The organism is Candidatus Eisenbacteria bacterium (assembly GCA_018831195.1).
Lineage (GTDB): Bacteria > Eisenbacteria > RBG-16-71-46 > CAIMUX01 > JAHJDP01 > JAHJDP01.
The window spans coordinates 86,868-110,616 of the sequence record JAHJDP010000023.1 but is presented as its reverse complement, the minus strand read 5'-3'; the positions used below and the strand labels follow the sequence as shown (position 1 = coordinate 110,616).

The following is a 23,749-nucleotide window of genomic DNA, read 5'->3' as shown; positions in this document are numbered from 1 at the left end:
CCGCTTTCAGCCGCCCCAAAGTCAACCCGCCCTACATCGCCTTCGGTTTCAGTTTCTGGCCGCGAACCGCCGGGATGCCGCCGGGGATGGGCGCGCCCAGCTGCCCAATCTTCTCGAGATTGTCCGCCGCGAAGCCGAGGCCGAGATCCTCGAGAATCTCCCGCGTGGGATTGCCGTTTTTGGCCCAGCCACGGTTTTTGTAATAGTCATCCAAAAGCCGCTCGAAGTTTTCCCGGCCGACCATCTTGCCCTGTGCGGGGCCGTCGGGAACCGGCTCCTCGAGATGCCGGATCGGCGCCTGGTCGTGATCCCGCCCCGGTCCGCCGTTGCGTTCGATATAATGCGCGCGGGTCAGGTTCCAGATCTTCTCGGAGATGCGATACGCTTCTTCGATCGTCAGATCCCAGCCGGTCAGGCAGTTGATCGACTCGACATGCTCCTCGGGTGTAATGTCCAACTCGCCCCAGAAGAGACGGCAGCAGCTCCATGAATCAAACAAGGGCCGGATATGCTGCAGATAAATTACAACCGCCGCTTTGCCCTCGATCGTTTCGCGGCCGAGCTCGAGATCGGCCGTGATCGCCCAGCTGCGATTGTGATGCGCGCCGATATCGGCGGTGCAGAAGGAGAGAAGCTGTGACGGATACCAGCGCGTGTCATATCCGCTGAACTCCATTCCCTTGGCCTGTGAGATAAACTTCGGCGCGTCGCCGCCGATGTGATCCGCCGCCCGCTTCGTTCCCCTGGAGAAAGCGGCGCCAATCCCACGCTTCTCAACGATCATCCGCGTGAAATGTTCAAAATCGTCGATGTTGCCCCAGCGCAGCTCATGCCCCTCGAGATCGTCCTTTGTGATGAGGCCCTTCTGATAGCACTCCATTCCGAGGGCGACGGAGGCGCCGCCGCTCATCGTGTCGATGCCGAGGTTGTCGCAGAGGTAATTTGCATAGGCGACATGATTGATATCGGTCATGGCGCAATTGCCGCCGATCAGGGCCAGTGTCTCGTATTCGGGTCCTTCGAGATAAGCGTCCGGCTTGCCGGGGATCCTGGCCACGGCGTATTTCCCGCAGTTCATCCAGCAGCCGAAACAGGCCTTGTCGGTCACAACACAATCTTTGACGAAGCGCTCGCCGTCGATATGTTCCCAGCCGTTGAAATATGTTGTCTGGAAATTCTTGGTGGGAAAGCAACCCCGCTCGTTCGACCAACCCACAAAGAAGGAGGTGCCATATTTCTGCCAGGGCGCCATGTTTGGATGGGTCTTTGTCCGCTGAATAATGTCATAGGTCAGCTGCGTGTGTTTCTCGATATCGTAGACCGGAAGTGATTTCGTGCCGCGAACGGCGATCGCCTTGATCTTTTTGGAGCCCATCACGGCGCCGACGCCGCAGCGGCCCGCCTGGCGGCCGAAATCGTGCGAGATGCAGGAGAAGACGACGCCGTTTTCGCCGGCCGGACCGATGGTCGCGATCTGGAATTCCTCGCCGAGATCCGTCTTCATGCGGGCTTCCAGGTCAAGCGATCCCATGCCCCAATAATCACCGGCGGGGCGGATCTCAACCGTGTCGTTATCGATATAGATATAGGAGGGTTCCGATGCGATCTTTTCCAAAATGATATAGTCGTAACCGGCATATTTCAGTTCGGGTCCGAGGTGCCCGCCCATACTCGAATCGGCATGGCCGTTGGTGGCGGGGGAGATGCATCCGAATCCGATCTTCGAGCCGGCGGGCGCGAAGGATCCGGTCAAGACGCCCGGGGCCATGATGAAAATATTATCCGGTCCCAGCGGATCGGCGTCCCGGGGAACCTCTTCATACAGAATCTTCGAAACAAAACCGCGGGCGCCCATCCACTCACGCGCCATCTTCTCCGATGTCGGCTCCCGGCGGATGTCCCCCGTGGCGAGATTGATCCGCAGCGTGGTTCCTCCGAATCCGTTCATCTTGCTCTTGCTCCTTTCATCAATCATCGATAACGACAAGCGCGCCCGTGTTGCACACCTCGGTGCATTTCAAACAGAGATCACAGATAATCGGTGTCTCCATATCGGGATGCTCGTAGATGACGCCGGTTGGACATTCCTGAACGCAGAGTCCACAATTGGAACATTCGTCGGGATCAATGACAACGGCATCGTCCTTTTTCGAAATGGCGTTTGAAGGACAGACTTCTATACAATCCCCACATTGATCGCAGAGCTTCGGAATAAAGACGCCCGGCACGGGGAATTCCGCCTTGATGCGAATCGCTGATTTCTTGGGATTAATCTCTTTGCAGTGGTGAATGGTGCAGATCTGCTCGCAGAGTCTGCAACCCGTGCATTTCTCTTGCAGGACCTGAATCTTCATCGAGGCCTCCATCCTCAAACCAATGGTATTTCATGAGGGCGGGAATGGGCATCCGACTTCGGCCGGAGTCGGGGCGCCGAACAAAAATGATCGGCTGCAGAAAAGACATCCGCCACCTCTTAATGTACCCATGGCGGGCCGGTTCGTCAACGGTCAGAGACCGGCCGCCGGCGTCAGCCGTGTTGACGTAACGTAATGATTGGATTACGCTAACGCGACTATGACGAGGCTCCCAATGCGGCGTTTTTCGGGACTTTTTGTCGATATTCATTATATAGTAAGAGTTTCTGGAGAAGGTGGAGGTCATGATGCTGGATCTGCAGCGGCGCCTGGCGAATCGCGCCCGGGGGAAGGAGCCGTCGATTATCCGCGAGCTCCTGAAGTATCTCAAGATCGATGGGATGATTTCTCTGGGCGGCGGCTACCCCAATCCCGACACGTTTGTCTTCAAGCAGGTCGATGTTCAATTTAAGGATGGCACGAAGGCGGCGCTGGAAGGCAAGGATCTCATCACGGCCTCGCAGTACGGCCCCTCCGATGCGCATGCCGGTCTGCGACGGGAGTTGATCGATTGGCATCGGGGCAAAGATGGGGTGACCCTCGACGAATCCCAGATCGTCGTCCTCAACGGCAGCCAGGAAGGCCTCTTCATCATGGCCTATCTCTTTGCCGAGGCGGAGGACAGCATCGTCGTCTCTGAGCCGACCTATCCCGGCGCTTTGGCCTCCTTCAAATCTTTCACAAAAAACTTTGTGTCGGTCCCTCTCGATGTGAACGGGATGGATACGTCGGCCTTGGCTTCGAAGCTGTCGGTGTTGTCTTCGCAGGGGAAGCCGATGCCGAAGTTTATTTATACCATTCCGAACGGCCATAATCCCGGCGGTGTCGGACTCTCCCAGGATCGGAAGAAGCAGATGCTGGAGCTGGCGTCGAAGTACGATCTGCTCATCTGCGAGGATGATCCCTATCAACTGGTGCGTCTGGACGATAATCCTCCCGGGGCGTCCCTGCAATCGATGGATACGGAAGGCCGCGTCGTCCGGCTGGATAGCTTCTCAAAGATCTTCGCGCCGGGTTTGCGGATCGGATACGCTTCGGGGCCGGCCGATATCGTGAAACAGATCCTCTATTTCAAGCAATGCTCCAATCTCCACACGAGTATGTTCATTCAGGCGCTGTTACATCAGTATCTAACGACGGGCGGACATGACGGCTTCCGTGTGCACATCCGCAAGAATTGCGACTTTTATCGCAGGAATCGCGACGCGATGATGGCGGCGGCCCACGAGTATCTGCCTTCAGAGGTGACCTACAATGTCCCCAATGAAGGAATGTTTATCTGGTTTGTGCTGCCGAAAGATTGCAATGCGAATCGGATGATTGAGGAACAATGTGAAAGCTTAAAGGTGCTTCTTGTGCCCGGCGGCGCTTTCTCGACGCAGGGCGGCTTGCAGAATTGTATGCGCGCCAGTTTCAGCATGGTCTCCCCCGAGCAGATTCACGAGGGGATGAAGCGGTTCGGTGAGATGGTGAAAGTGGAATTGGAGAGATCATAGGTGTCACAGGATGGGCGTATCGGCATTGCGTTGCTCGGCGGGGGCCTCCGGCTCGGCGGGGCGGAGCGGCAGATCGTCCACCTGCTGAGCGGGCTGTCGAAAGAAACTTTTCGTCCCTGTCTCGTTCTAAAGCAATTTGACGGTCCTCTGCTCGAGGAGGTCCGCCGCCTCGACATTCCAATGTTGGAACTCAAATTCCGCCGCATTTACAGCCCGGCGGGGTACAGCGCCGTCGTGAAACTGCGCCGCTTTCTCATTAAGCAACATGTACAAATCCTACAGAGCTATCTCTACGGAAGCCATATGATGGGCGCCGCGGCCCTCGATCTGCTAGGAGGCTGGCGGGAGATGCCGCGCCCTCATCATGTTCTCGCGATCCGCGGCCACTCCCTTCCACATCCGGCCATTTTAAAATTGTTCTACCGCTGGGCCGGACGGAGAGCCTCCTCGGTCGTCGCGGTGTCGGATCATCTTGCGCGTACGGCGGAAGGATGGGGCGTCCCGGCGGAGCGTTTGGTCACGATCCCCAATGGGGTGCCGCGACAGGACGCTGACCCGGGCGGCCGCGATCGGATCCGGGGAGAATTGAAGCTTTCCGAAGATACCGTTCTGCTGGGTATGGTCGGCAATTTCCATCCGGGAAAGGGGCATGTGGATCTGCTGCAGGCTTTGCGGAAGGTTGCCGCCGAAGCGCCGATCCCGTGGCATCTGATGCTGGTGGGGGATGGCCGCACGCTGTCGGAAATGGAGCGGCTGGCAGCGGAGCTGGGTATCGGGGAACGTATAACCTTCCGGGGGCGTGTCGAGGATGTGGGCATGCATCTCGCCGCGATGGATCTTTTTGTTTTTCCTTCGCATAGTGAGGGGATGCCGAACGCCTTGCTTGAGGCGATGGCGGCCGGCGTGCCCTGTCTCGCCTCGGATATCCCCGTTCACCGGGAGATCCTGGCCGGGGGGGCGGCCGGCGGTCTTTTTGCCCCGGGGCAAGTAGATGCCCTCGCCGCGCTGATTCGCGGGATGCTGCAGCTGTCACCTGAGCAACGCCGGGAATCGGGCCGGCGCGCCAAACGGCGGATTGAAGAAGCTTACTCGATTCCCGTCATGATCAAATCGTATGAGAAATTGTACAATAATCTGCTGGAACCTTGATCCTTCAGGTCGAGTCGTATCGTCCAAACTACTCTTGCTGGCCTGGACGCTCCTCCGGCCACATGGGAAGGCGATGATCGCCCCTACGCCAATTTCTCCGGCGGATTCGATCCGATCGTCACATGCCAATCGGTGTTTTCATGAAGCATCAATGACTCCGCCGTCAGAACCTTCCCCTTGAGCTCTTCCAAGCTGTTCATCCGGTCAAGCTGATGATCCAGTTTCTCCAGACGGAACGCCATCATCCCTGATCGCCTGCTCAATTTTTTATACTGAAAATGCGAACGCAATCCTGCAAAGGCCGAACCTGCCGCCGGCAGGGCGATGACAAGAAATGTCAGGATCCTGGCAATTGATTGATGATAGGCATGCAGGCCGGGATACAGGGAATGGGGCAGGAGATGCAGGATCGCCGCAATGAAGGTCATCCAGAAACAGGCTTCACTCGCACGGGAGATCCTGTTATGCCTCTTAATTTCTCTTGCCGCCGTTCGTTCATGAAAGACTCTCTGATCGTTCAGCCAGGCCGTCCTAAAAAAATCTTTGAGAACCGGAAGAGAGTCTTCCGTCAATGCCTTGAGCTTCTGTTGATGCATCCGGAGATCCTGAAAATGATCGATGCACCAGGAGTTGATGATCCACTCTGATGTCCACTGACGGCCTTCCTGATCCGAGTCGTCATCCCTCAAAAAGTCCACGAAGATGCCGCAGCGAATCCATTCAGCCAGCAAACGGCAGTCGACCCAATGGCGATGCCAGCCTTTCCAGTTACTCCAATAAAATAGGGTAAGGATGGTCGCGATGGCCAGCACCTCGCCCAGAACAAGCAGATGCGGAAGATGAAATATGAATTGAGCTGAAACGATTATGACAGCCGAAGCGGCGAGAAGAAAAACCGCCCTGGTGGCGTTCCGATGCCGGGCTTGATAGAAAATAGCGGATTGATCGGCCTTCACATAGGTGGGAATAAAATACTCCAAAATCCGGCGCAGGCGCTCCTTCAAAAGCGCGGCGGCCTCCGGAGTCGTATTGCCCGCCGCCAGGGCCAGGCTCTTTTCAAGCGTCGACTCCAGCTTCTGTTTCTCTTCGACCTCATGCCGCCTCAATCGCTCCTCTTCGATGGGCGCCCAATCTACCTTGCATCTAGGGGGTATCGGCTCACGAATGATCTGCCCGGGATGCTCGCTGTGGATCCAGACGATGGGCCGATTCTTCCGGCGGGCATAGGCGACAATATCCGCCGTGCCGCCCCGCCCCCTCGCCGGCTGCCCGTCCCAGACAGCGATCAGCAGGTCACAGGTATCGACGACGTGGTGACCCGCGGCTTCATAGGCCCGTGACCGATCCTTTTGTGAAGGAAGGATCACGGTTTTCCCGGCCAGGGCGATGAGATCCGCAAACTCCTTCTGCGAATCGGCGGATTTGAAATCCGTCATGTAATCATCGATTTCGAGAGGAAGGATCGCATGAAGTTCCGAATTCGGGTGCCTCAGCAATTCACGCGTTGCGATTCGATCCGCGCCTTCCGCCAGGGAGGAGAGAATGAAAACGGGAGAGGAGGGCTTTTTGTTCTGTAAATACTCTGCGATGATTTCCTTGACGGCTTTTTGTACAGCCAAGGCCGCCGCCGCGGGGTTGGGAAGGATTCTATGTCCGGTCACTCCTATGCGGAGATTCTCACCATCAGTCATATCAGATCCTTTAGCTCGGAGCCGAACCGATCTACCTCACCGTCAGGGGAATATGGTATAACTGAAAGCTGTGAAATGCGAGGGGAGTTCTTCATGCAGAGCGCATCCTACGACCTTTTTCTCAGCTATCAATCTGAAGATTCGGCGCAGGCCGAACATCTTTATCAACGGCTGCAATCCGCCGGTTTCAAAGTCTGGTTTGATAGGGCCCGTCTCCAGGCGGGATTCAATTGGCATGCGGAGATTGAAGAGGGGGTTGAGGCCAGCCGCATCGTGCTCCCGATTCTCACCCCGCGGTGGAAAAACTCCGAATGGACCAAGTTTGAAACCTACGGCGCCGAGGTAGTCATCCCTTTGCTTTGTGAAGGGGATTGGGATGATGTGGCCACGCCTCCATTGAAGCGGTGGCAGAATATCAGCATCGATGCGGCGGATCCTGATCCGGCTGATTGGAAGAAGCTGCTTGCGGCGATCCGCGATCATCTTCGAAGGCCGGCCCCGATCAAATCGGAACGGATGGCCTTTCTCCGCTACACCGTAAATCCTCACTTTGTCGGACGCGAGCGGGAGATGAACCGGATTCATGAAGCCTTGCATGCAGAGCCGACGGCTGCCCTATCGCAAGGGAAAATCCACGCGATCGTCGCCATGGGGGGGATCGGGAAGACAACGCTGGCCCGCCATTATGCCGAGAGGTTTTGGCGGCTTTACACCCAGATTTTCTGGGTTGATGCCCGCGAGGAGGAGAGTCTTCGAAGTGGTTATGCGGGCATAGCGAAGCTCCTATTTCCTGAGCGAGAGAACGGGACGGATGAGGAAAAGCTGGCGCAAAGGGCGCTTGTTGAGTTGAACGGGAGCACCGAGCGGCTTCTCGTTCTGGACAATGTTGAGGATGAGGAATCGATTCAACGTTGGATTCCCAAGAGCGGAGGATGCCGCACTCTCATAACGTCGCGCTTCACCGCCTGGTCTCCGGGGATCGGCACGAGCCGGGTCTATGTCCTTGATCCCGGCCCGGCCCGGGAGTTGTTATTGCGAAGAACGGGGAGATACGGGAGGGAAGCGCAAAGTGAATCGTGCGACAGGTTGGCCGAAACCCTCGGTTACCTCCCCCTGGCTCTCGAGCAGGCTGCAGCCTATGTCGCCGAGGAAGGGCCCGATTTCGGTTTTGAGGATTATCTGGAGTTGTACCGGGAGGCGACCCAGGACTGTCTCGCCGAGGGCGTACTGGGATCCACCGAATACCCCGATTCTGTCGTAACAACCTGGAAAGCGACTCTGGCCAAGCTGTCACCTCAGGCGAGAACCCTGCTTCGGTTTTCATCCTTTCTTTCGCCTGAGCCGATTCCTATCGAGCTCTTCATCAAAAATGTGGAGAGGGTCCGGGCGCACTTTTCCGAATTCCCGCTGCCGGCCGGATCAAAACCCGCGAAGGAATCATCATCGGATAACTTCATGATCCGAAACGCCCTAAAAGATCTTACCCGCTATGCGATGGTTGATAATACCGGGCAATCCTTCCTCGTTCACTCGCTTGTACAAATGGTGGAGAGGCTGAATGCCGCCGGGGACCGGCGATCCGTCTGGTTGGGTCATCTATTGGAAATGGTCAATGCGTACGGTCCGGTTAATGCTCATTATCCAATAACCTGGGATATATGGGATGGGCTTCGGCCGCACGCGGAATTCCTTCTGAATCTCATTCCTGAAGAGTTGAAGGCCGAAACCGCCCTTTCGCTCAATGAAGAGCTGGCAAAGTGGTACTACGGAAAAGGTCTGTATAACAAAAGTCTGGTGTGGGAAGGGTTGAAACTGGAACTGGCAAAGAGGCTCCTTCCTGAAAATGATCCCCGCATGGGCAGCTATCTGATTAATTACGGTGAAAGTCTCTTGAGAGTCCGCGGCCGGGCGGAGGAGGCAGCGGAGATTTTTCTCAAGGCCGTAAAGATAGAAGAGAACGCCTCAGGACCGGAGAGCCCGTCTGTGGCCGATAATCTGAACTATTATGCCATGGCCTTGAAGGATTCAGGTCAAGAGGAAAAGGCGGAAAATGTTTACCGGCGGGCGCTCGCCATCTATGACAAGACCTCCTTTCCTGACAGTGAAAGACTGGCGCGAGTGTTGACCAATCTCAGCAGCCGGCTGCTGGATCGTGGTGATTGCCAGGGCGCCGAACCGCTGATAAAGCGGGCCGTTGATCTGCTTGAAAGCGGGAAGATTAGTGCTTCGTTCCCCTATATTCATCACATGCTCGCCCAGCTTGGAATCATATATTATGAGACGGGGCGAAATGCAGCGGCCGAGCCTTTGTTAAAGCGGGCGCTCGAGTTCTGCGCCGGCACTCTCGGCCCGGAACACCCAGAGATGGTTTTTCCGCTGGAAACCTATGCTGAATTCCTTGGATCTGAGGCCGCGGTTGATGCGGCGATGGAAGTTTATCAGCGCACACTTAAAGTGGTAGAGAAGAATAGCGGTAAAGAGAGTTATACTTATGCAAGAATACTGAATAATATCGGTCTGCTGCTTCAATCCCATAACAGGCTTGATGAGGCGGAGAAACCCTTGATAGAATCATTGGAGATTCGCCGCCGTGTCTGCGGCGACGACTCGGCGGAATTCATGAGAGTCATGGGCAACCTCGGCGAACTTTACCGGGAAATGGGGAGGCTTGACGACGCTCATCAATACCTCGATCCCGCGGTTCAGTACTGGGATCGGGCTGATGTCGAGATAAAATTCGAGGCGGGGCGCCTTTTTCACAAATTGGCCCGTCTCTATCGGTATGAGGCGAAAAGCAAAGAGACGGAAGAGATGTTTCGTAAAGCCCTGAAAATTCTCGATCAGCGGCCTGAACACGAGTGGACGCGGGAAGCGCGGCGGGAATGGTATGAAATATCCGGCGAGAAACCGGATTGAGCGGTAGAAAGCGAGGATTCCATGGCTGCCTGGTTCTTCAATGCTGAGCGAAAGATAAAAAGCGCCGACGCGGCGCTCGCCAAGGGTTTTTTCTACGAGGCCCTGAAAGAATACAAAGCCATCCTTAAAAAAGAGACCGACAACAAAATGATCCTCATGCAGGCGGAGAACGGATCCAAGAAGGCGCGCGAAGGATTGATAAAGGCGCAGCTTGCCGAGGCGGAACGGCTGCTCGGCGAGAATGATCCGGTCGAGGCGGCGGAATGCTGCCGGAACGCGGTCGATCTCGCCGGTGCGGATCTCGATTCGAAGGAAGCCAAAAAGATGCTGGCGAGGCTCATGCCGGGGATGGATGAATCACTCGACAGTGAGATCGGCGTCGATACAAAACCATCCGGCGGAGCCGTTCTCCGGCCGGCGTGCGGCTGCCGCGCCGAGGTGTGCGAGCTGGATCCTTCCGTCCCCCTCGATATAGACAAAGATGAACTTTTTGAGCTTTACCTCAACGCCTATCCGGAGGAACGCGCTGAAGAGCTGCGCCATCTTGGATCGGTGTTCCGCGACGCCTTTCTCCTGACGCAGGAGGGCAAGGGGGCCGAGGCGTCGGATCGTTTCGCCGAGGCTTCCGCCGAAGAAGCCGGCCGGCCGATGTTCCGCTTTCACCAGGCGCAGGCCCTGTACTCCTGCGGCCGGGATGAGGAGGCGCTGAAAATCCTCGAGGATCTGCCCCTTCCCGAGGACTTGCGGCCGGTGCGGACCGAACTGCGAACCGGTCTTTTCTGGCGATTGAAGCAGGTGGAGAATGCCGAAAACGAAGCGCGGCAACTCGCGGCGATGGCGCCGGATGATCTCGGCTCATCCCATCTCTATGCGCAGATTTTGGCGGCGCAGGGGAAGTACCAGGAATCCCTCGACATCCTCGACGAATGGCTCGATCCCGGCCAGGTCGTGCCGCCGATCGACATGCTGGTGATCCAACTCAATCTGAAACTGGACCGGGTGGATGAAGCCCGGCAGCTGCTCGAACGGGCGGTGAATCAATACTTTCACAATTCCCTCTCACGCAAGAATCAATCGCCGGTCAATGAATCCTTCGGATTGGGCACGCGGATGTTCACTCCGCAGGAAGATGAGGATAATGCGGAGAATCCCTTCCCGCTCTGGGCCGGACGGACGCTGCTGAATCTCTATATTAAGCATCAAGAAGAGCCGGACCGCGTCAACGGCTTGGTGGAGACCCTTATTATGTTCGATCCCGGCGCCGAGGTGGAGTACCGGGATCGATTTGAAAACTATGTGAATTCGTGGGAGTAGACCGGCAACTCAGGCTTTCACCTCCCACATGTCGCCTGATTCGAGCAATGATTGTACATCAACCTTTTTGTTCTTCTTGGCTTCACTGAGCTGTTCATGGACGACCGCATCATAGGTCTGATGCTTCACGCGCCGGAATATTCCCAGCGGCACAGGCCAGCGGTCGATCGTGTGGCCCGGCAGATCCTCCATGTGCGCCAGCATCATCGCGACGGAGGGATCTTCCCGCGTGGAATCATGAACCATGAGATCCTCTTCGCCGGTCCCGTTCCCGAGAGGCACAACCTCGAGGCCGTCTTTCAACAAGCGGATGCCCTTGTCGCGTTCTTTGCCGAAGATGAGGGGCTTGCCCTCTTCGAGAATGAGATCATGATCTTCGCGCACCGCGTTCTCGGTTATATACTCGAAGGCGCCGTCATTGAAGATCACGCAGTTCTGCAGGATCTCGACGAAGCTGGTGCCGGGATGTTCCGCCGCCGCCTTTAAAACCTCTTTCATGTGGCCCATGTACCGATCGACCGTCCGCGCCACGAAGGTGGCGTTGGCGCCGAGGGCGAGGGCGAGCGGGTTGAAGGGACGGTCGGGCGAACCCATAGGGCTCGATTTCGTTTTCTTTCCGAATTCGGATGTGGGGGAATACTGCCCTTTTGTTAAACCATAGATCCGGTTGTTGAAGAGGAGGATATTGACATTGATGTTCCGGCGCAGGATGTGGATCAGGTGGTTCCCACCGATCGATAATCCGTCGCCGTCGCCGGTCGCGATCCACACATCCAGATCGGGCCGGGCGACCTTGAGCCCGGAGGCCACCGCCGGCCCCCGTCCGTGAATCGTGTGCATCCCGTAGGTGTTCATATAGTAAGGGAAACGGCTGGAGCACCCGATTCCGCTGACGATGACAAAACGCTCGCGCGGTATGCCCATCTCGGCCATAACCGTCTGTGTGGCGTTGAGGATGGCGTAATCCCCGCAGCCGGGGCACCAGCGCGGATTCATCGCGCTGGCGAAATCGCGCCGGGTCATCGCCGCCGAAATGTCCTTGCCGCCCGAGTCCTTCAGTTCCTTCAGCACCTGGCCGCCGCCGGTCGAACCGCCCTTCTGCTTGAGTATTTTCGGGGTCATTTTGCCGCTCCCTTCCCGGCACGCATATCCTTTAATTCCCGTTCAATCGCCCGGTGGATTTCGAACTGTTTGAAGGGCTGGCCTTGAACTTTTGTATAGGATCTGGCGTCAATCAGAAAGCGGCCTCTCAACAAAAGGCACAGCTGCCCGAAATTCAGTTCAAAAACCAAGACCCGCTTGAACCTCTTGAGAATCTCGCCGAGGTTTTTCTGAAAGGGATTAAGATAGCGCAGATTGACATGCCCCACCGTATCGCCTCCGTCGACGAATTGCTGAACAATGCTCTGTATGGGGCCATAGGTGCTTCCCCATGAAACGATGAGGATGTCCCCTTCCTGCGACCCTTCAACGACGGCCGGGGGAATGTCATCGGCGATCCGCATCACCTTATCGGCCCGCAGCTTTGACATTTTCTCGTGATTGAGCGGATCTTGGGAGACGCTGCCCGTTTCGGCATCCCGCTCCAAACCGCCGACGCGATGCTCCATTCCGGGCGTGCCGGGGACCACCCAAGGCCGTGATAAGGTGATAGGGTCGCGGAGATAGGGTTGAAATCCTTCGGGATCGGTCCGGAAGTTCACCTTGATAGGCGGGAGATCTTTATATTTTGGAATGTTCCATGGTTCCGCGCCGTTGGCCAGGTATCCATCCGAGAGCAGGATGATCGGCGTCATATACTTGACGGCGAGCCGGACGGCCTCATAGGTCATGTGAAAGAGCTCCGGCGGCGAAGAGGCCGCGATAACCGGAAGATCGGCGTCGCCGTGCCGTCCGTAAATGGCCGTCAAAAGATCGGATTGCTCTGTTTTTGTCGGAAGTCCGGTGCTTGGTCCGCCGCGTTGTACATTAATGATGACGATCGGTAGTTCCATGATGTAGGCCAGGCCGATCGATTCCTCTTTCAAATCGAGTCCGGGGCCGCTGGTCGCCGTCGCCGCGATCGATCCGCCGAAGGCCGCGCCGATGGTAGAGCACATGGCGGCGATCTCATCCTCCGCCTGAAAGGTCAAGACGTCATATTTCTTATAACGGCTTAACTCGTGAAGGATATCCGACGCCGGCGTAATCGGGTAGCTGCCGTAGAAAAGAGGCCTGCCGCTCTTCTGCGCCGCCGCAATCAAGCCGAGCGCCACAGCCGAGTTCCCGTTGATATTCCGGTATTTGCCAGGCGGAAGAACGGTCGGCGGGACCTCGTATGTGTTCTGAAAGAGTTCGGTCGCTTCGCCGTAGGCCCATCCGGCCTGAAGCGCCCTGAGATTGGCTTCGCACAGCGTCGGAGTAGGCTTGAACTTTTCCTTGATCCAGGATTCGGTCGCGGTCATCGGGCGATTAAAGAGCCAGTACATCAGACCGAGGGCGAAAAAGTTTTTGCAGCTATCCTTGACCTGGGTGCTGAGATCGATCTCTTGGAGGGCCTGGTTGGTCAGATACGAAATATCAACGGAGATGACGCGAAAGCCGTCGAGGCTGCCATCTTCAAGGGGGTTTGTTGTATAACCCGCCTTCTTGAACTCCCGCTCGATGAAGGTTCCCGTATTGGCCACGATGATGGCTCCGGGTTCCAGGTCGGTGAGATTCACTCTCAGCGCCGCGGGATTCATCGCAACCAAAACATCCGGCCGGTCGCCCGGCGTATGAATGTCGAGGCTGCTGAAATTAATTTGGAAGGCGCTGACACCCGGGAGCGTCCCCTTGGGCGCCCGGATTTCCGAAGGGTAATCAGGCAGCGTCGCGACATCGTTCCCAAACAGGGCCGAGGTGCGGGTGAATTGATTTCCGGTCAATTGCATCCCATCGCCCGAATCGCCGGCGAGACGCAGGACAACATGATCCCGTTGCTCGCGGGTCGGTTGATGGCGCTGGGGCTCTTTCCTGGGCCTCGAAGGGCCATCTGATGCGGGGCTCTTTTTCTCAGGGTTTTTTTCGGTCGGAGTCACTTCGGGCCTCTGCGGATCACGGTTTTTGGTCGACGCCTCACGCTTTTTCTGAGACATCATTATTCTCCTTATGAGCCTGCTGATCAGGACAAGGAAGGGCCGGCATCCGAATGGGCGCCGCACCAACAGGTAAGACTAACACCCCTTAAAAGGCATGAACAGAACTTATTCATTACAAAAACACAGGGGTTCGTATCAGCGATTCTTATGGTCTTGGCGCGGCTCGGCCGGCCTGATAGCATAGGTTGAACCTGGATTTGGATCGGTGGAACTCAGTGCGCCTTCAAGTGGTACGAGGAGGGCGCCAGGGTTCTCCATGGAGTCCTTCCGCGCCGGCTTTTCACCGTGGGTCGAAGGTAAACGGATCGATGCAGGATCATTCTGTCGCCTTTTGTTTTTACTGAAGGGGGAGTCATGAGTTCAGAATCCGCCACTGAAGCGATTGCCGCTATGGAAGAGTTGACCTCGGCCAGGGCAAGGATCCTCAAAGAGCTTCGTAAAGTTATTGTCGGGCAGGATCAGGTCATCGATGAAATGCTCATCGCGCTCTTCTCCGACGGCCATGTCCTTCTGGTCGGCGTGCCGGGGCTTGCGAAGACCCTGCTCATCTCGACGCTGGCGCAGGTGCTCGATTTAAAGTTCAACCGGATTCAGTTCACGCCCGATCTGATGCCCTCTGATATTACCGGGACCGAAGTGCTCGAAGAGGACCGTACAACGGGCCAGCGCGTCTTCAAATTCATCAAGGGACCGGTTTTCGCCAACCTTCTTCTGGCGGATGAAATCAACCGGACGCCCCCAAAGACGCAGGCCGCTCTTCTGCAGGCGATGCAGGAAAAAGAGGTGACCGCCAGCGGCCAAACATTTCCGCTCGAACCGCCTTTCTTTGTGCTGGCGACGCAAAACCCGATTGAGTTGGAAGGCACCTACCCGTTGCCGGAGGCGCAGCTCGATCGCTTTATGTTTAACATTTTTGTCGATTATCCCGAGGAGGCTCAAGAGGTTGAAATCGTCTCTTCCACAACCGGCGACAATGAGCCGGATATCCATCGGGTGCTGACAGGGAACGATATTGTCCGCCTGCAGAAGGTCATTCGCCGCGTTCCGGTGAGTGATTATGTGGTGCGGTACGCCGTACAGCTTGCCCGCGCGACGCGGCCGAAGGCGACCTCGCTTCAATTCGTCAAAGATTGGGTCTCCTGGGGAGCGGGCCCGCGCTGCAGTCAGTTCCTCATCTTCGGCGCCAAGACCCGCGCCGTCTTGCTGGGCAAGGATACGCCCTCTTGTGAGGATGTCAGGAAGCTCGCGTTGCCGGTGCTGCGGCACCGGATCATCACAAACTTCAACGCCGAGGCGGAAGGGATCACGGTCACCGATATCATCGACCGGATTATCAAAGAGGTGCCGGAGCCGGCCGGGAAATAATGTGAAAGTTTTTGCGGAAGAGACGGGCGGATTATGACGGCGCGCTCAAAAACAGGAATCTTCAGTGGACGGAAGCAGCGCGCCGAATCGGCGGGTGAGGGCTTTGTGCACCTCGATCCGCTGCTTGTCAGCAAGCTGCAGCGGCTCGATCTTGTGGCGCGGCTCGTGGTGGAGGGTTTTCTCACCGGGCTTCATCGCAGTCCTTATCATGGGTTCAGCGTTGAATTCGCCGAGCACCGGCCGTATATGCCCGGCGATTCCCTCCGGCATGTCGATTGGAAGGTTTACGGCAAGCGGGACCGCTACTACGTCAAGAAGTATGAAGAAGAGACAAATCTCCGCGCCCACCTCATTCTGGACGCCAGCGCCTCGATGGGGTATAAGTCCGGCGGCGCCGTATTCTCAAAGTTCGATTACGGCGTCCGCCTCGCCGCCGCCCTGACCTATCTCATGCTTCATCAGCAGGATTCCGTGGGATTGCTGCTCTTCGCCGACCAGGTCCTGCGTTTTGTTCCGCCGCGAAGCGCGCCGTCCCAGTTGCGCTTGGTGCTGGCCGAACTGGACAAGGCCCGTGTGCAGGGAACGACCGAGATCGGACAATCCCTGCATCATTTAGCGGCGCAAGTCCGCCGGCGGGGATTGGTCATCCTTATCTCCGACCTGATGGACGACCCGGCGAAGATCCTTTCCGGACTTAAACACTTTCGGCATCGCAAGCACGAAGTGATTGTTTTTCATGTGCTGGATCCCGCCGAGATCGATTTTCCTTTCAAAGAGGAGTCGGTTTTTATCGATTCGGAAACACAAGAAAAGCTGACGACGATCCCGTGGGAGATCGCCGACGAATACGAAGCGCGGCTGGCGGCCTGGAAGAAATTGTACAAGAAGGAATGCGCGGATCATCATGTCGATTATGTCGAGATTCGGACCGATATGCCCTTTGATCTGGCATTGCTCCGGTATCTGGAGAAGCGCAAGAAACTGCATTGATCTGGAAATAGAGAAACTGAGGTCCCATGCCCTTTGGATTTCTTAATGGTGTCTTTCTTTGGGGTTTGTTTGCCGCCGCCGCCCCGATTCTGATACACCTCTTCAGCAGAAGGAAGGCCAAGAACCAGCCTTTCTCGAGTATCCAATTTCTGCAAGAGATCAATCGCAAGAAAATCCGCCGGATGAAATTGCGCCAGTGGCTTCTGCTGGCATTGCGTGTTTTGATCATCGCCTTGTTCGCGCTGGCCATGGGCCGTCCCGTCGTTAAGGGTTTCGGGAGCGTGACTGAAAGAAGCCCTTCAACGCTGGCGATCATTCTCGATGATTCGTACAGCATGGGCGCTTTGCTCTCCGGCGGCGATGACGCGCCGAGCCTATCCGGCAGCCACGTGCTGACGAGATTCGACCTCGCGCGGCAGCGCGCCGCCGAGATCCTGAATTTGTTAAAGGAAGGCGACCGGGTTTACCTGATCTTTTCCGCCTCTTCCGTCCGCATCCCCTATGAAACGCCGGTGTATGATTTCCGCCTGATCGGTGAAGCGTTGGAAAGGGCCGAAGTGCGGATGACGCGGTCGGATCTCTATGAGGCGATCGGCCGCGCGCAGGATCTCCTGGCCGACAGCAAGACATTGAACAAAGAGATCTTCGTGATCTCCGATTTTCAACGGGCCGATGGCGATGATCTTCTGCGCCGGGCCGGCGGGGAGCATCCGGCGGGCGGCGATTCAACGATGGACGGATTGGAGGCTTCAGGCCTCCTGCTGCGCAATGAAGAGATCCGTCTTTATCTCCTGCCGGTCTGGGGCGAGCGGCGCGACAATGTCGCGTTGCGTCGAGCCGATTTTCAACCCGATCCGGTCGATCCCTCCCGCGGGGGGCGGATGGTTGTACAGGCCAGGAATTTTTCCGAAAGGCCGGTTGAACGTTACGTTGTCCGGGCGTTAACCGCCGGGCCATCGCCTCAACTCGTGGGTGAAACAGCCTTTCCGATCGAGGGGCTCAGTGTTGAGCCGGCGGAGATGGGTCTAGGTGACATCGAAGGTGACCTGGCCGCGTTGGATGGATTCGTTCTGGAGTCGGTCGCCGATGCGCTCGACGCCGACAACCGCCGCTTCATCGCCATGGGCGAGGACAGGACCTATCGTGTTCTCCTTGTTCTGGGTGGATCCCCGAATGATCCCGAAGTGGCAAAAGGCGCCGCATATCTCCGGCTGGCGCTGGATCCCTGGTCCGCATCAGGAGCCGCCCCGGTCGATCAAGAACGTCTTTTCTCGGTGGAGCCGGTTTCCGCCGATGATCTGGCCTTCATCGGCGAGATTCAGGCCGATGTGGTGATTCTTCTCGATGTCGGCCGCATTCCCCGTCAGGCGGCGGAATCATTGGCGGCTTTCCGGGCGCGCGGCGGCGGCCTCTTTATTGTTATGGGGGATCGTGTTGATCCTCGCTATTACAATACCGTGCTGCTGGAGGGATTGACCGATCTTCGATTGGGCGGCCTGCATGTCTCGGAAGGCGAGGAGGCCTACTTTGTTCTACGGCCTGAACGCACCGGTCATCCGATCTTCAGCGGATTCGCGATCGGCCCCGGGCAGACCCTTACCCAGACACGTTTCCGCAAAGCGCTGGAGTGCCGTGTGGGAGCTTCCGGGCAGGTTCTTGCGGCCTTTTCCAACGGCCTCCCCGCCTTGGTTGAGGATCAGGGGCTGTTGCTCTTCACTTCATCCTTTGACGGTGAGTGGAGTGAGTTTCCGACCAGCGGATCTTTTCTCCCGATGGTCCATAAATCGCTCTTTTATCTTATCCGGCGCGAAGAGGGGCGCGGCAGCGGTCTGCAGGCGGGCGAGCCCCTGCGCTGGGTGACCGACCCCCGCCGTGTCGGGGACCGGCGCGTCATCTGCCGCGGGCCGGAAGGTTTGGACATCCCCGTGCAGGTTCGCGATTCGGGTGAGGGAACGGTGGTTGTGACCGATCCATTGCCGATCCCCGGTATTTATACATTAGTCAAAGAGCCGGATGAGGTCCTCATGCGCGCCGCCGTGAATCTGGACACCGATGAGTCGGATCTGCATCCGATGACGGCGGTACAGATCAAAACCCTCTTTGGAGAAAAGGCCGTTCGCGTCGAGGCGGAGCAATCATTCGATCGCACCCTGCTCGAGGCTCGCTTCGGGAAAGAGCTGTGGCGGATCTTACTGGTCCTCGTCTTCTTTCTATTGATCGCCGAGTCGTTCCTGGCGCGGGGCCGGATCGCGCTTTAAGGGCGACCATTTATCCTTTATCTTGTTTTCTATCAACGAGTTGCAAGCGCTCTCGCTTTTGGCGTCCGTCCGCTCCATCGCCGGGGCTTGCGCTGCGGGATTCTAAACGTCCATAATATGAGGACGCGGACCGAAGGTAAGGTTGCTGCGGGGTGGGTGGGAGCGATCAACCCGAAATAAGCTCGGGTTTTCGCTCTGTTTTTTTGAGCCCGAGCGCAGAAGACCGGAGGTTCGCAATGTCTATCACTCTCACCGGGAAAAATCTAACGGTCGACGATGTCGTCGCCGTCGCCCGATTCGGCGATCAAGTTCAACTCCACCCCGAAGCCGTCGAACGCATCAAGAAATGCCGCGCTTTTATCGAAGAGCGGATCGTTGCGGGCGAGATCATGTACGGGGTGAATACCGGTATTGGTGAGTTCTCCGAAGTTGTCCTCAATGACGACCAGGTTAAGCAATTTCAACGTTATCTTATTTATAATCACGCCGCCGGGATCGGCGACCCATGTCCGATCGAGTGGGTGCGGGGCGCGATGCTGTTGCGCGCCAATGTGCATGCCAACGGTTATTCCGCCTGCCGTCCTGAAATAACACGGACCCTGGTCGAGATGCTCAACAAGGGTGTCACGCCCGTGGTCTGCCGGAAGGGCTCCGTCGGCGCCTGCGGTGATTTGGCCCCGATGAGCCAGATCGCGCTGCTTATGATGGGGGAGGGCGAGGCCACATTTAAAGGCGTGCGCATGCCGGGTCGTGAAGCTCTTGAGAAAGCGGGAATCCCCATTCCGGGATTGATGGCCCGCGATGGGTTGGCCTGCATCAACGGATCCAACCTGATCAATTCGATGGCCTGTCTCATTCTCTATGATGCCGAGCGGTGGCTGAAGCAGGCCGAGATCGCCGCGGCCATGACATTGGAAGCGCTCAAAGCGAATCTCAAGCCCTACGACACCCGCCTGCACTCATTGCGGGGTTTTCAGGGCGCCGTCACCAGCGCCGGAAATATCAGGCGGGTGATTGAAGGGTCCGATCTCGCCACCGGCAAGGAAAAAGTTAAAGTACAAGACGCTTACAGCATGCGGTCGACCCCGCAGGTGCTCGGCACCATGCGCGATCAGATGCGATGGACCCGTTCGCAGATCGAGATCGAGGCGAACGGCGTGGGCGATAATCCGATCTTTTTACCGGAGGACAAGGTTGTTCTGACCGGAGCCAACTTCCAGGGAACGCCGATCAGCCTGCCGCTTGACACCCTCGGCGCTTCGATCACGATGGTCTGTGTTATGAGTGAACGGCGTCTCAACCGGCTGACGAATCCGGCTCTCAGCGTCGGCCTGCCGCCCTTCCTCACCAAGGGCGCGGGACTCATGAGCGGCATGATGCTCAGCCAATACACCGCCGATATGCAGATTGTCGAACAGCGGATTCTTTCCGCTCCGGCCTATATACAATCGATTCCCGCCGCGGCCGATCAAGAGGATTTTGTCTCGATGGGGATGAATACGGCGTTGAAGACGCATCAGATCCTTGAGGTCGCCTATGGTGTCTTGGGGATCGAGTTTATGGGCGCCGCGCAAGGGCTCGACTTCAGAACCTTCACACCGGGGAAGGGCACGCAGGCCGCTAAAAGTGAAATCCGAAAACATGTCGATTTTCTTGGCGAGGACCGGCCGCTCTATACGGATCACAACACGATGATGGCCCTCGTTAAGAGCCTCGCCATTCTCAATGCCGTTGAATCGGAGATCGGCGAGCTGGCGATCTACTAAAAACAGTCGCCCGACATTGTCAGGATCTTACGGATCCTCTTCATATGACCTGTCTGTGTGAGAGGCCGAGGTGGGCTATGGATATTATATCTGTATTTGCGACGCTGTTTCTCATTATGGATCCCTTTGGGAATATACCGGTTTTTCTTTCGATTCTTGATCGAATCCCCGAACGGAGGAGGCGCAGGGTTCTCATCCGGGAGCTTCTGCTGGCCCTGCTCGTGATCATCATCACTATCTTCGGCGGGCGTACCGTGATGAATTTTCTGGGACTGAAGGAGCAGTCGGTGAGTATCGCCGGCGGCATCATCCTCTTCCTGATCGCCTTGAGAATGGTCTTTGCGTCACATTCCGCAACCCCGGAGGATGATCTCGAAGGGGAGCCGCTGCTGGTGCCTCTCGCGATCCCCTTTGTTGCGGGACCTTCGCTGCTGGCGGTTCTGCTCCTCTTCTCGACCGGAGCGCCGGGTCAATTGCCGGGTTTGTTGCTGGCCGCCGGGCTGGCCTGGGCTGCGACTTTTGTTCTCCTCTTCGCTTCAACATTTTTGATGAGGATACTTACAAAACGAGGGCTGATCGCCATGGAACGGTTAACCGGCATGGTTCTGATCGCCCTCGCTGTACAACTCTTTTTAGACGGTCTGACGCGATACTTTCAGTAACTCAGTTGATGACGACAACCCCGGATGTTTTTGTGAGCCCACCGGCCCGCATCCGCGCGAAATAGTATCCGGGGGCCAGCAATGCACCGCTGGAAGCCCGCCCGTCCCACGGAATTTCCTGAATGCCGGCGGAGACCTCTTCCCGGGCCCAGCTCCAAACCCGGCGCCCCGCCGCATCGTACAACTCCACCTGAACCGACACGTCCCGCGGCGTCTGGAAACGCAGGGCGCCGCCGGGTCTCAGGGGATTCGGCGCGGCGGTCAGCCAGCTGGACGCCGCGGCGGGAAGGTCAGCCACATCGGCCGGCGTGGTTGTGGCATAGGAATAGGTGACCGATCCGGTTCCGCTGGTCAGATTCGCTGCGACCAGAACCAATTGATCGACACTTCCGCCGAAATCCTCAAAATCGAGCAAGCCGTCCTGGTTTTCATCCAGGGGTAAGTCCTGCACGCCCGTCGCCAAGCCCCCGGAGTAGGTGACGACCCGGGCGGCGAAGGTCGAGCTGTCGAGTCCGTTAAACAGAAGCCCCAGCGGTTCGCCATTGATAAACTTGACATAATCCGCGGCCCAGTGCTGCACAGCGGCGTTGTACGGTCCCGCCGGATAGCTGCTTCGCAGTATCGACGTGAAAACCGGGAGACTTTCACCGGAATAGCCGAAACGGCCGTCGAGTAATGTTTCGTCATCGACATAGTTGGCGACGACCCAATCACTGAAGACATCGGCGAAGTTTTCTGTATAACCCATGGCGTCGAGCACGGCTTCATATCCGGGGATGCCGTTGCCCGGCTGTTGAACCAGATTGTTAATCGCCACCTGCCCGCCGTAGCGCTCGAAGAAATAGAGAGTCCAAAGATAGGTTTTTATATAATCGGAGAAGGTGCCGTTCCAAACGCTCAGATTGTTGTCCGGTACGGAGTTGAAGCCCACAATGTTGTCGGGGTTGCCGTACAGCCACATCGCCAGCTCGGCGCATCCCTCATCCACCCAGGAGGATTCATTCGTATCGTAGTTGTGGTGGATCATATGCTCGAATTCATGGGCTGCGACGGCGGTCAGGTAGTCACCCCCCGGATCGCTGACGGCGCAACTCAGATAGATGACCTCGCATTCATTGGAGGCGAAGGGCTGTGTTCCATCGGGATATTGATCGTAAATCCAGAAGAATCCGTCGGAGCTGACATCAAAATCATAGTAGAGAATGTAGATGCGCGGATCGTTATCGAGGGGATCGGGCGGGAAACCGAAATGCGATGTGTTGAGATCCCAGATTCCCTGAGTGGGATAGGGGCCGACACTGCTGTTATCGAAATGTTCAAGGATCAGATCAACATCCTCCTGATTCACATGGACATTCCAGCGCGAATCTTCCACGACAACATAAACATTGTCGCCGACGCCGCGGATTGTACACGATTCCAAAGTGGCCGTGGGGTATCCAGCCAGATGCCAGATATACCAATCCCAGGAATCGCCGAGTCCCGGATCCGGCGGCGGGGTCATTCCGTCACTCATCTGGTAGTCGCCCGGATCTACAGGTTGGGCCATCGATTCGTAGACTTTGAGTTGATCCCTGATACACCGTGGGCCGTAAGCCGCCGGGTCATCCGCCCATCCCGTTGTAACAACGGCAGGAGCTAAAAAGAGAAAACAACAAATGAATAGGGGAATCTGAAAACTCTTCCTGTTCGTCATACGGGTCGCTTTCATTAAGATTTACCTCCGTTGACTTGACGCAGCCGGACGACAGTGGCTCCCCAATGTCCTCGTTCCGGTGGAGCGGAAGCGAAGGACTCCACGGCCGGATGGCTCTTCAAAATTTCGGTCACGACATCTTTTTGATAGCCCGTTCCTTTCCCATGAATGATCCGGACTTCTGAAAATCCGCGGTCCACCGCCTCCCAAAGGTAATCCGCCACCACATCGGGAATGTCGCGCGGGTGGAAGGCGTGGAGATCAATCACATCCTCAATGGGCAGTTGCATGGGCTCGCCGGAGAATTCATCATCCCCGGCCCGCGGCCTGCCGGATGATTTTTTTACCCTGGCCGGCGGTTTGCCGGAGGATTCATCATCCCCGAACGACGCCCCCCCCGATGATCCCGGTTTTAAAAAAATCATTTTGAGTGCATCGTCCCCGTAAACTCTTCGCCGCCACAGCGGAGCGTCCAATTCATTTCAGCCGTAGCGCTGAGGATGGCGGAAACAGCGCAGTACTTGTCGACGGAAAAGTTGATCGCCCGAAGGATCTTTCTGGAATCCAATGGTTCTGCATCAATATTATACAACACATTGATGCTTTTGAATATGCGGGGGTTTTCCCTACGCCGCTCCGCGTCGATTTCGATGCTGAAGGATTTCAGCTCGACCCGCATTTTCTTCAGAAGACTCACCACATCATAACCGGAACAGCCGGCCAAGGCACCGAGGAGCATCTCCATGGGCCCGGCGCCGGCGAGAGTATCCTGATCAAACCCCTCCAGCCTGGCGTCTGTCTGATAGGGAACGCCGCTCTTCGCGATATGCTCGAAGTGCGCGCCACTTTTCCAGGTCGACACGGATCTCATCGTGTTGGATGGTGCGGCCATGTAAACCTCCAAATGGACCTT

The 23,749-nt window shown here is 56.9% G+C and carries 18 protein-coding genes; 10 read left to right on the top strand and 8 right to left on the bottom strand.

The window, feature by feature from the left end:
- Positions 1-31: 31 nt before the first annotated feature.
- Positions 32-1,948, bottom strand: coding sequence for an aldehyde ferredoxin oxidoreductase family protein (locus KJ970_04050; protein ID MBU2690076.1), 1,917 nt, complete (start codon positions 1,946-1,948; stop codon positions 32-34).
- Positions 1,949-1,967: 19 nt separating this feature from the next.
- Positions 1,968-2,354, bottom strand: coding sequence for a 4Fe-4S binding protein (locus KJ970_04045; GenBank protein ID MBU2690075.1), 387 nt, complete (start codon positions 2,352-2,354; stop codon positions 1,968-1,970).
- Positions 2,355-2,376: 22 nt separating this feature from the next.
- On the opposite strand from KJ970_04045, the gene KJ970_04040 reads away from it, so the two are divergent.
- The 3 genes from KJ970_04040 (at position 2,377) to KJ970_04030 (ending at position 5,059) form a co-directional block, all read left to right on the top strand.
- Positions 2,377-2,550: a hypothetical protein gene (locus KJ970_04040; protein ID MBU2690074.1), complete on the top strand. Its 174-nt coding sequence runs from the start codon at positions 2,377-2,379 to the stop codon at positions 2,548-2,550.
- A 109-nt stretch (positions 2,551-2,659) separates the two neighbouring features.
- The gene (locus KJ970_04035) at positions 2,660-3,910 is read left to right on the top strand and encodes a PLP-dependent aminotransferase family protein (protein ID MBU2690073.1); all 1,251 of its coding nucleotides are present in this window, start codon (positions 2,660-2,662) and stop codon (positions 3,908-3,910) included.
- Positions 3,911-5,059, top strand: coding sequence for a glycosyltransferase (locus tag KJ970_04030; protein MBU2690072.1), 1,149 nt, complete (start codon positions 3,911-3,913; stop codon positions 5,057-5,059).
- Positions 5,060-5,142: 83 nt separating this feature from the next.
- On the opposite strand, the gene KJ970_04025 is transcribed toward KJ970_04030, so the two are convergent.
- Complete coding sequence (locus KJ970_04025) at positions 5,143-6,720, bottom strand: hypothetical protein (protein MBU2690071.1); 1,578 nt, start codon at positions 6,718-6,720, stop codon at positions 5,143-5,145.
- 123 nt (positions 6,721-6,843) lie between these two features.
- Between KJ970_04025 and KJ970_04020 the strand changes: the two genes are divergently transcribed.
- Positions 6,844-9,666: a tetratricopeptide repeat protein gene (locus tag KJ970_04020; GenBank protein MBU2690070.1), complete on the top strand. Its 2,823-nt coding sequence runs from the start codon at positions 6,844-6,846 to the stop codon at positions 9,664-9,666.
- A gap of 21 nt (positions 9,667-9,687) precedes the next feature.
- Positions 9,688-10,980, top strand: a complete 1,293-nt coding sequence (locus KJ970_04015) for a tetratricopeptide repeat protein (protein MBU2690069.1) — start codon at positions 9,688-9,690, stop codon at positions 10,978-10,980.
- A 9-nt stretch (positions 10,981-10,989) separates the two neighbouring features.
- On the opposite strand, the gene KJ970_04010 is transcribed toward KJ970_04015, so the two are convergent.
- Together KJ970_04010 and KJ970_04005 are read right to left on the bottom strand one after the other, a co-directional pair.
- Positions 10,990-12,003 carry a 2-oxoacid:ferredoxin oxidoreductase subunit beta gene (locus tag KJ970_04010; protein ID MBU2690068.1) on the bottom strand — a complete coding sequence of 338 codons (1,014 nt, stop codon included), beginning with the start codon at positions 12,001-12,003 and terminating at the stop codon, positions 10,990-10,992.
- A 95-nt stretch (positions 12,004-12,098) separates the two neighbouring features.
- On the bottom strand, positions 12,099-14,096 hold the full coding sequence (locus KJ970_04005; protein ID MBU2690067.1) for a 2-oxoacid:acceptor oxidoreductase subunit alpha: 1,998 nt from the start codon (positions 14,094-14,096) through the stop codon (positions 12,099-12,101).
- Between the two features lie 357 nt (positions 14,097-14,453).
- On the opposite strand from KJ970_04005, the gene KJ970_04000 reads away from it, so the two are divergent.
- The 5 genes from KJ970_04000 (at position 14,454) to KJ970_03980 (ending at position 21,140) form a co-directional block, all read left to right on the top strand.
- Entirely contained in the window at positions 14,454-15,464 is a 1,011-nt protein-coding gene (locus tag KJ970_04000; protein ID MBU2690066.1) for a MoxR family ATPase, read from the top strand.
- Between the two features lie 33 nt (positions 15,465-15,497).
- The gene (locus KJ970_03995; protein MBU2690065.1) at positions 15,498-16,454 is read left to right on the top strand and encodes a DUF58 domain-containing protein; all 957 of its coding nucleotides are present in this window, start codon (positions 15,498-15,500) and stop codon (positions 16,452-16,454) included.
- Between the two features lie 26 nt (positions 16,455-16,480).
- Entirely contained in the window at positions 16,481-18,712 is a 2,232-nt protein-coding gene (locus KJ970_03990; protein ID MBU2690064.1) for a BatA domain-containing protein, read from the top strand.
- Between the two features lie 236 nt (positions 18,713-18,948).
- Positions 18,949-20,478: an aromatic amino acid ammonia-lyase gene (locus KJ970_03985; GenBank protein ID MBU2690063.1), complete on the top strand. Its 1,530-nt coding sequence runs from the start codon at positions 18,949-18,951 to the stop codon at positions 20,476-20,478.
- 77 nt (positions 20,479-20,555) lie between these two features.
- On the top strand, positions 20,556-21,140 hold the full coding sequence (locus KJ970_03980) for an NAAT family transporter (protein MBU2690062.1): 585 nt from the start codon (positions 20,556-20,558) through the stop codon (positions 21,138-21,140).
- Between the two features lies 1 nt (position 21,141).
- Here KJ970_03980 and KJ970_03975 read toward each other — a convergent pair whose 3' ends face one another.
- The 3 genes from KJ970_03975 to KJ970_03965 form a co-directional block, all read right to left on the bottom strand.
- Positions 21,142-22,851 (bottom strand): T9SS type A sorting domain-containing protein, encoded by a 1,710-nt coding sequence (locus tag KJ970_03975; protein ID MBU2690061.1) that lies wholly within the window; start codon positions 22,849-22,851, stop codon positions 21,142-21,144.
- Positions 22,851-23,126 (bottom strand): Smr/MutS family protein, encoded by a 276-nt coding sequence (locus tag KJ970_03970; protein ID MBU2690060.1) that lies wholly within the window; start codon positions 23,124-23,126, stop codon positions 22,851-22,853. Before KJ970_03970 ends, KJ970_03975 begins: the two co-directional genes overlap by 1 nt.
- A gap of 131 nt (positions 23,127-23,257) precedes the next feature.
- Positions 23,258-23,728, bottom strand: coding sequence for an OsmC family protein (locus tag KJ970_03965; GenBank protein ID MBU2690059.1), 471 nt, complete (start codon positions 23,726-23,728; stop codon positions 23,258-23,260).
- Positions 23,729-23,749 lie beyond the last annotated feature (21 nt).

What these genes read in the sequence shown, in the direction of transcription:
- KJ970_03975 (MBU2690061.1), bottom strand. Translation starts at nt 22,851, where the DNA reads ATGAAAGCGACCCGTATGACGAACAGGAAGAGTTTTCAGATTCCCCTA.
- KJ970_04000 (MBU2690066.1), top strand. Translation starts at nt 14,454, where the DNA reads ATGAGTTCAGAATCCGCCACTGAAGCGATTGCCGCTATGGAAGAGTTG.
- KJ970_04035 (MBU2690073.1), top strand. Translation starts at nt 2,660, where the DNA reads ATGATGCTGGATCTGCAGCGGCGCCTGGCGAATCGCGCCCGGGGGAAG.
- KJ970_04020 (MBU2690070.1), top strand. Translation starts at nt 6,844, where the DNA reads ATGCAGAGCGCATCCTACGACCTTTTTCTCAGCTATCAATCTGAAGAT.
- KJ970_03980 (MBU2690062.1), top strand. Translation starts at nt 20,556, where the DNA reads ATGGATATTATATCTGTATTTGCGACGCTGTTTCTCATTATGGATCCC.
- KJ970_03985 (MBU2690063.1), top strand. Translation starts at nt 18,949, where the DNA reads ATGTCTATCACTCTCACCGGGAAAAATCTAACGGTCGACGATGTCGTC.
- KJ970_04015 (MBU2690069.1), top strand. Translation starts at nt 9,688, where the DNA reads ATGGCTGCCTGGTTCTTCAATGCTGAGCGAAAGATAAAAAGCGCCGAC.
- KJ970_04010 (MBU2690068.1), bottom strand. Translation starts at nt 12,003, where the DNA reads ATGACCCGGCGCGATTTCGCCAGCGCGATGAATCCGCGCTGGTGCCCC.
- KJ970_03995 (MBU2690065.1), top strand. Translation starts at nt 15,498, where the DNA reads ATGACGGCGCGCTCAAAAACAGGAATCTTCAGTGGACGGAAGCAGCGC.
- KJ970_04005 (MBU2690067.1), bottom strand. Translation starts at nt 14,096, where the DNA reads ATGTCTCAGAAAAAGCGTGAGGCGTCGACCAAAAACCGTGATCCGCAG.
- KJ970_04040 (MBU2690074.1), top strand. Translation starts at nt 2,377, where the DNA reads ATGGTATTTCATGAGGGCGGGAATGGGCATCCGACTTCGGCCGGAGTC.
- KJ970_03990 (MBU2690064.1), top strand. Translation starts at nt 16,481, where the DNA reads ATGCCCTTTGGATTTCTTAATGGTGTCTTTCTTTGGGGTTTGTTTGCC.
- KJ970_03970 (MBU2690060.1), bottom strand. Translation starts at nt 23,126, where the DNA reads ATGCAACTGCCCATTGAGGATGTGATTGATCTCCACGCCTTCCACCCG.
- KJ970_03965 (MBU2690059.1), bottom strand. Translation starts at nt 23,728, where the DNA reads ATGGCCGCACCATCCAACACGATGAGATCCGTGTCGACCTGGAAAAGT.
- KJ970_04045 (MBU2690075.1), bottom strand. Translation starts at nt 2,354, where the DNA reads ATGAAGATTCAGGTCCTGCAAGAGAAATGCACGGGTTGCAGACTCTGC.
- KJ970_04050 (MBU2690076.1), bottom strand. Translation starts at nt 1,948, where the DNA reads ATGAACGGATTCGGAGGAACCACGCTGCGGATCAATCTCGCCACGGGG.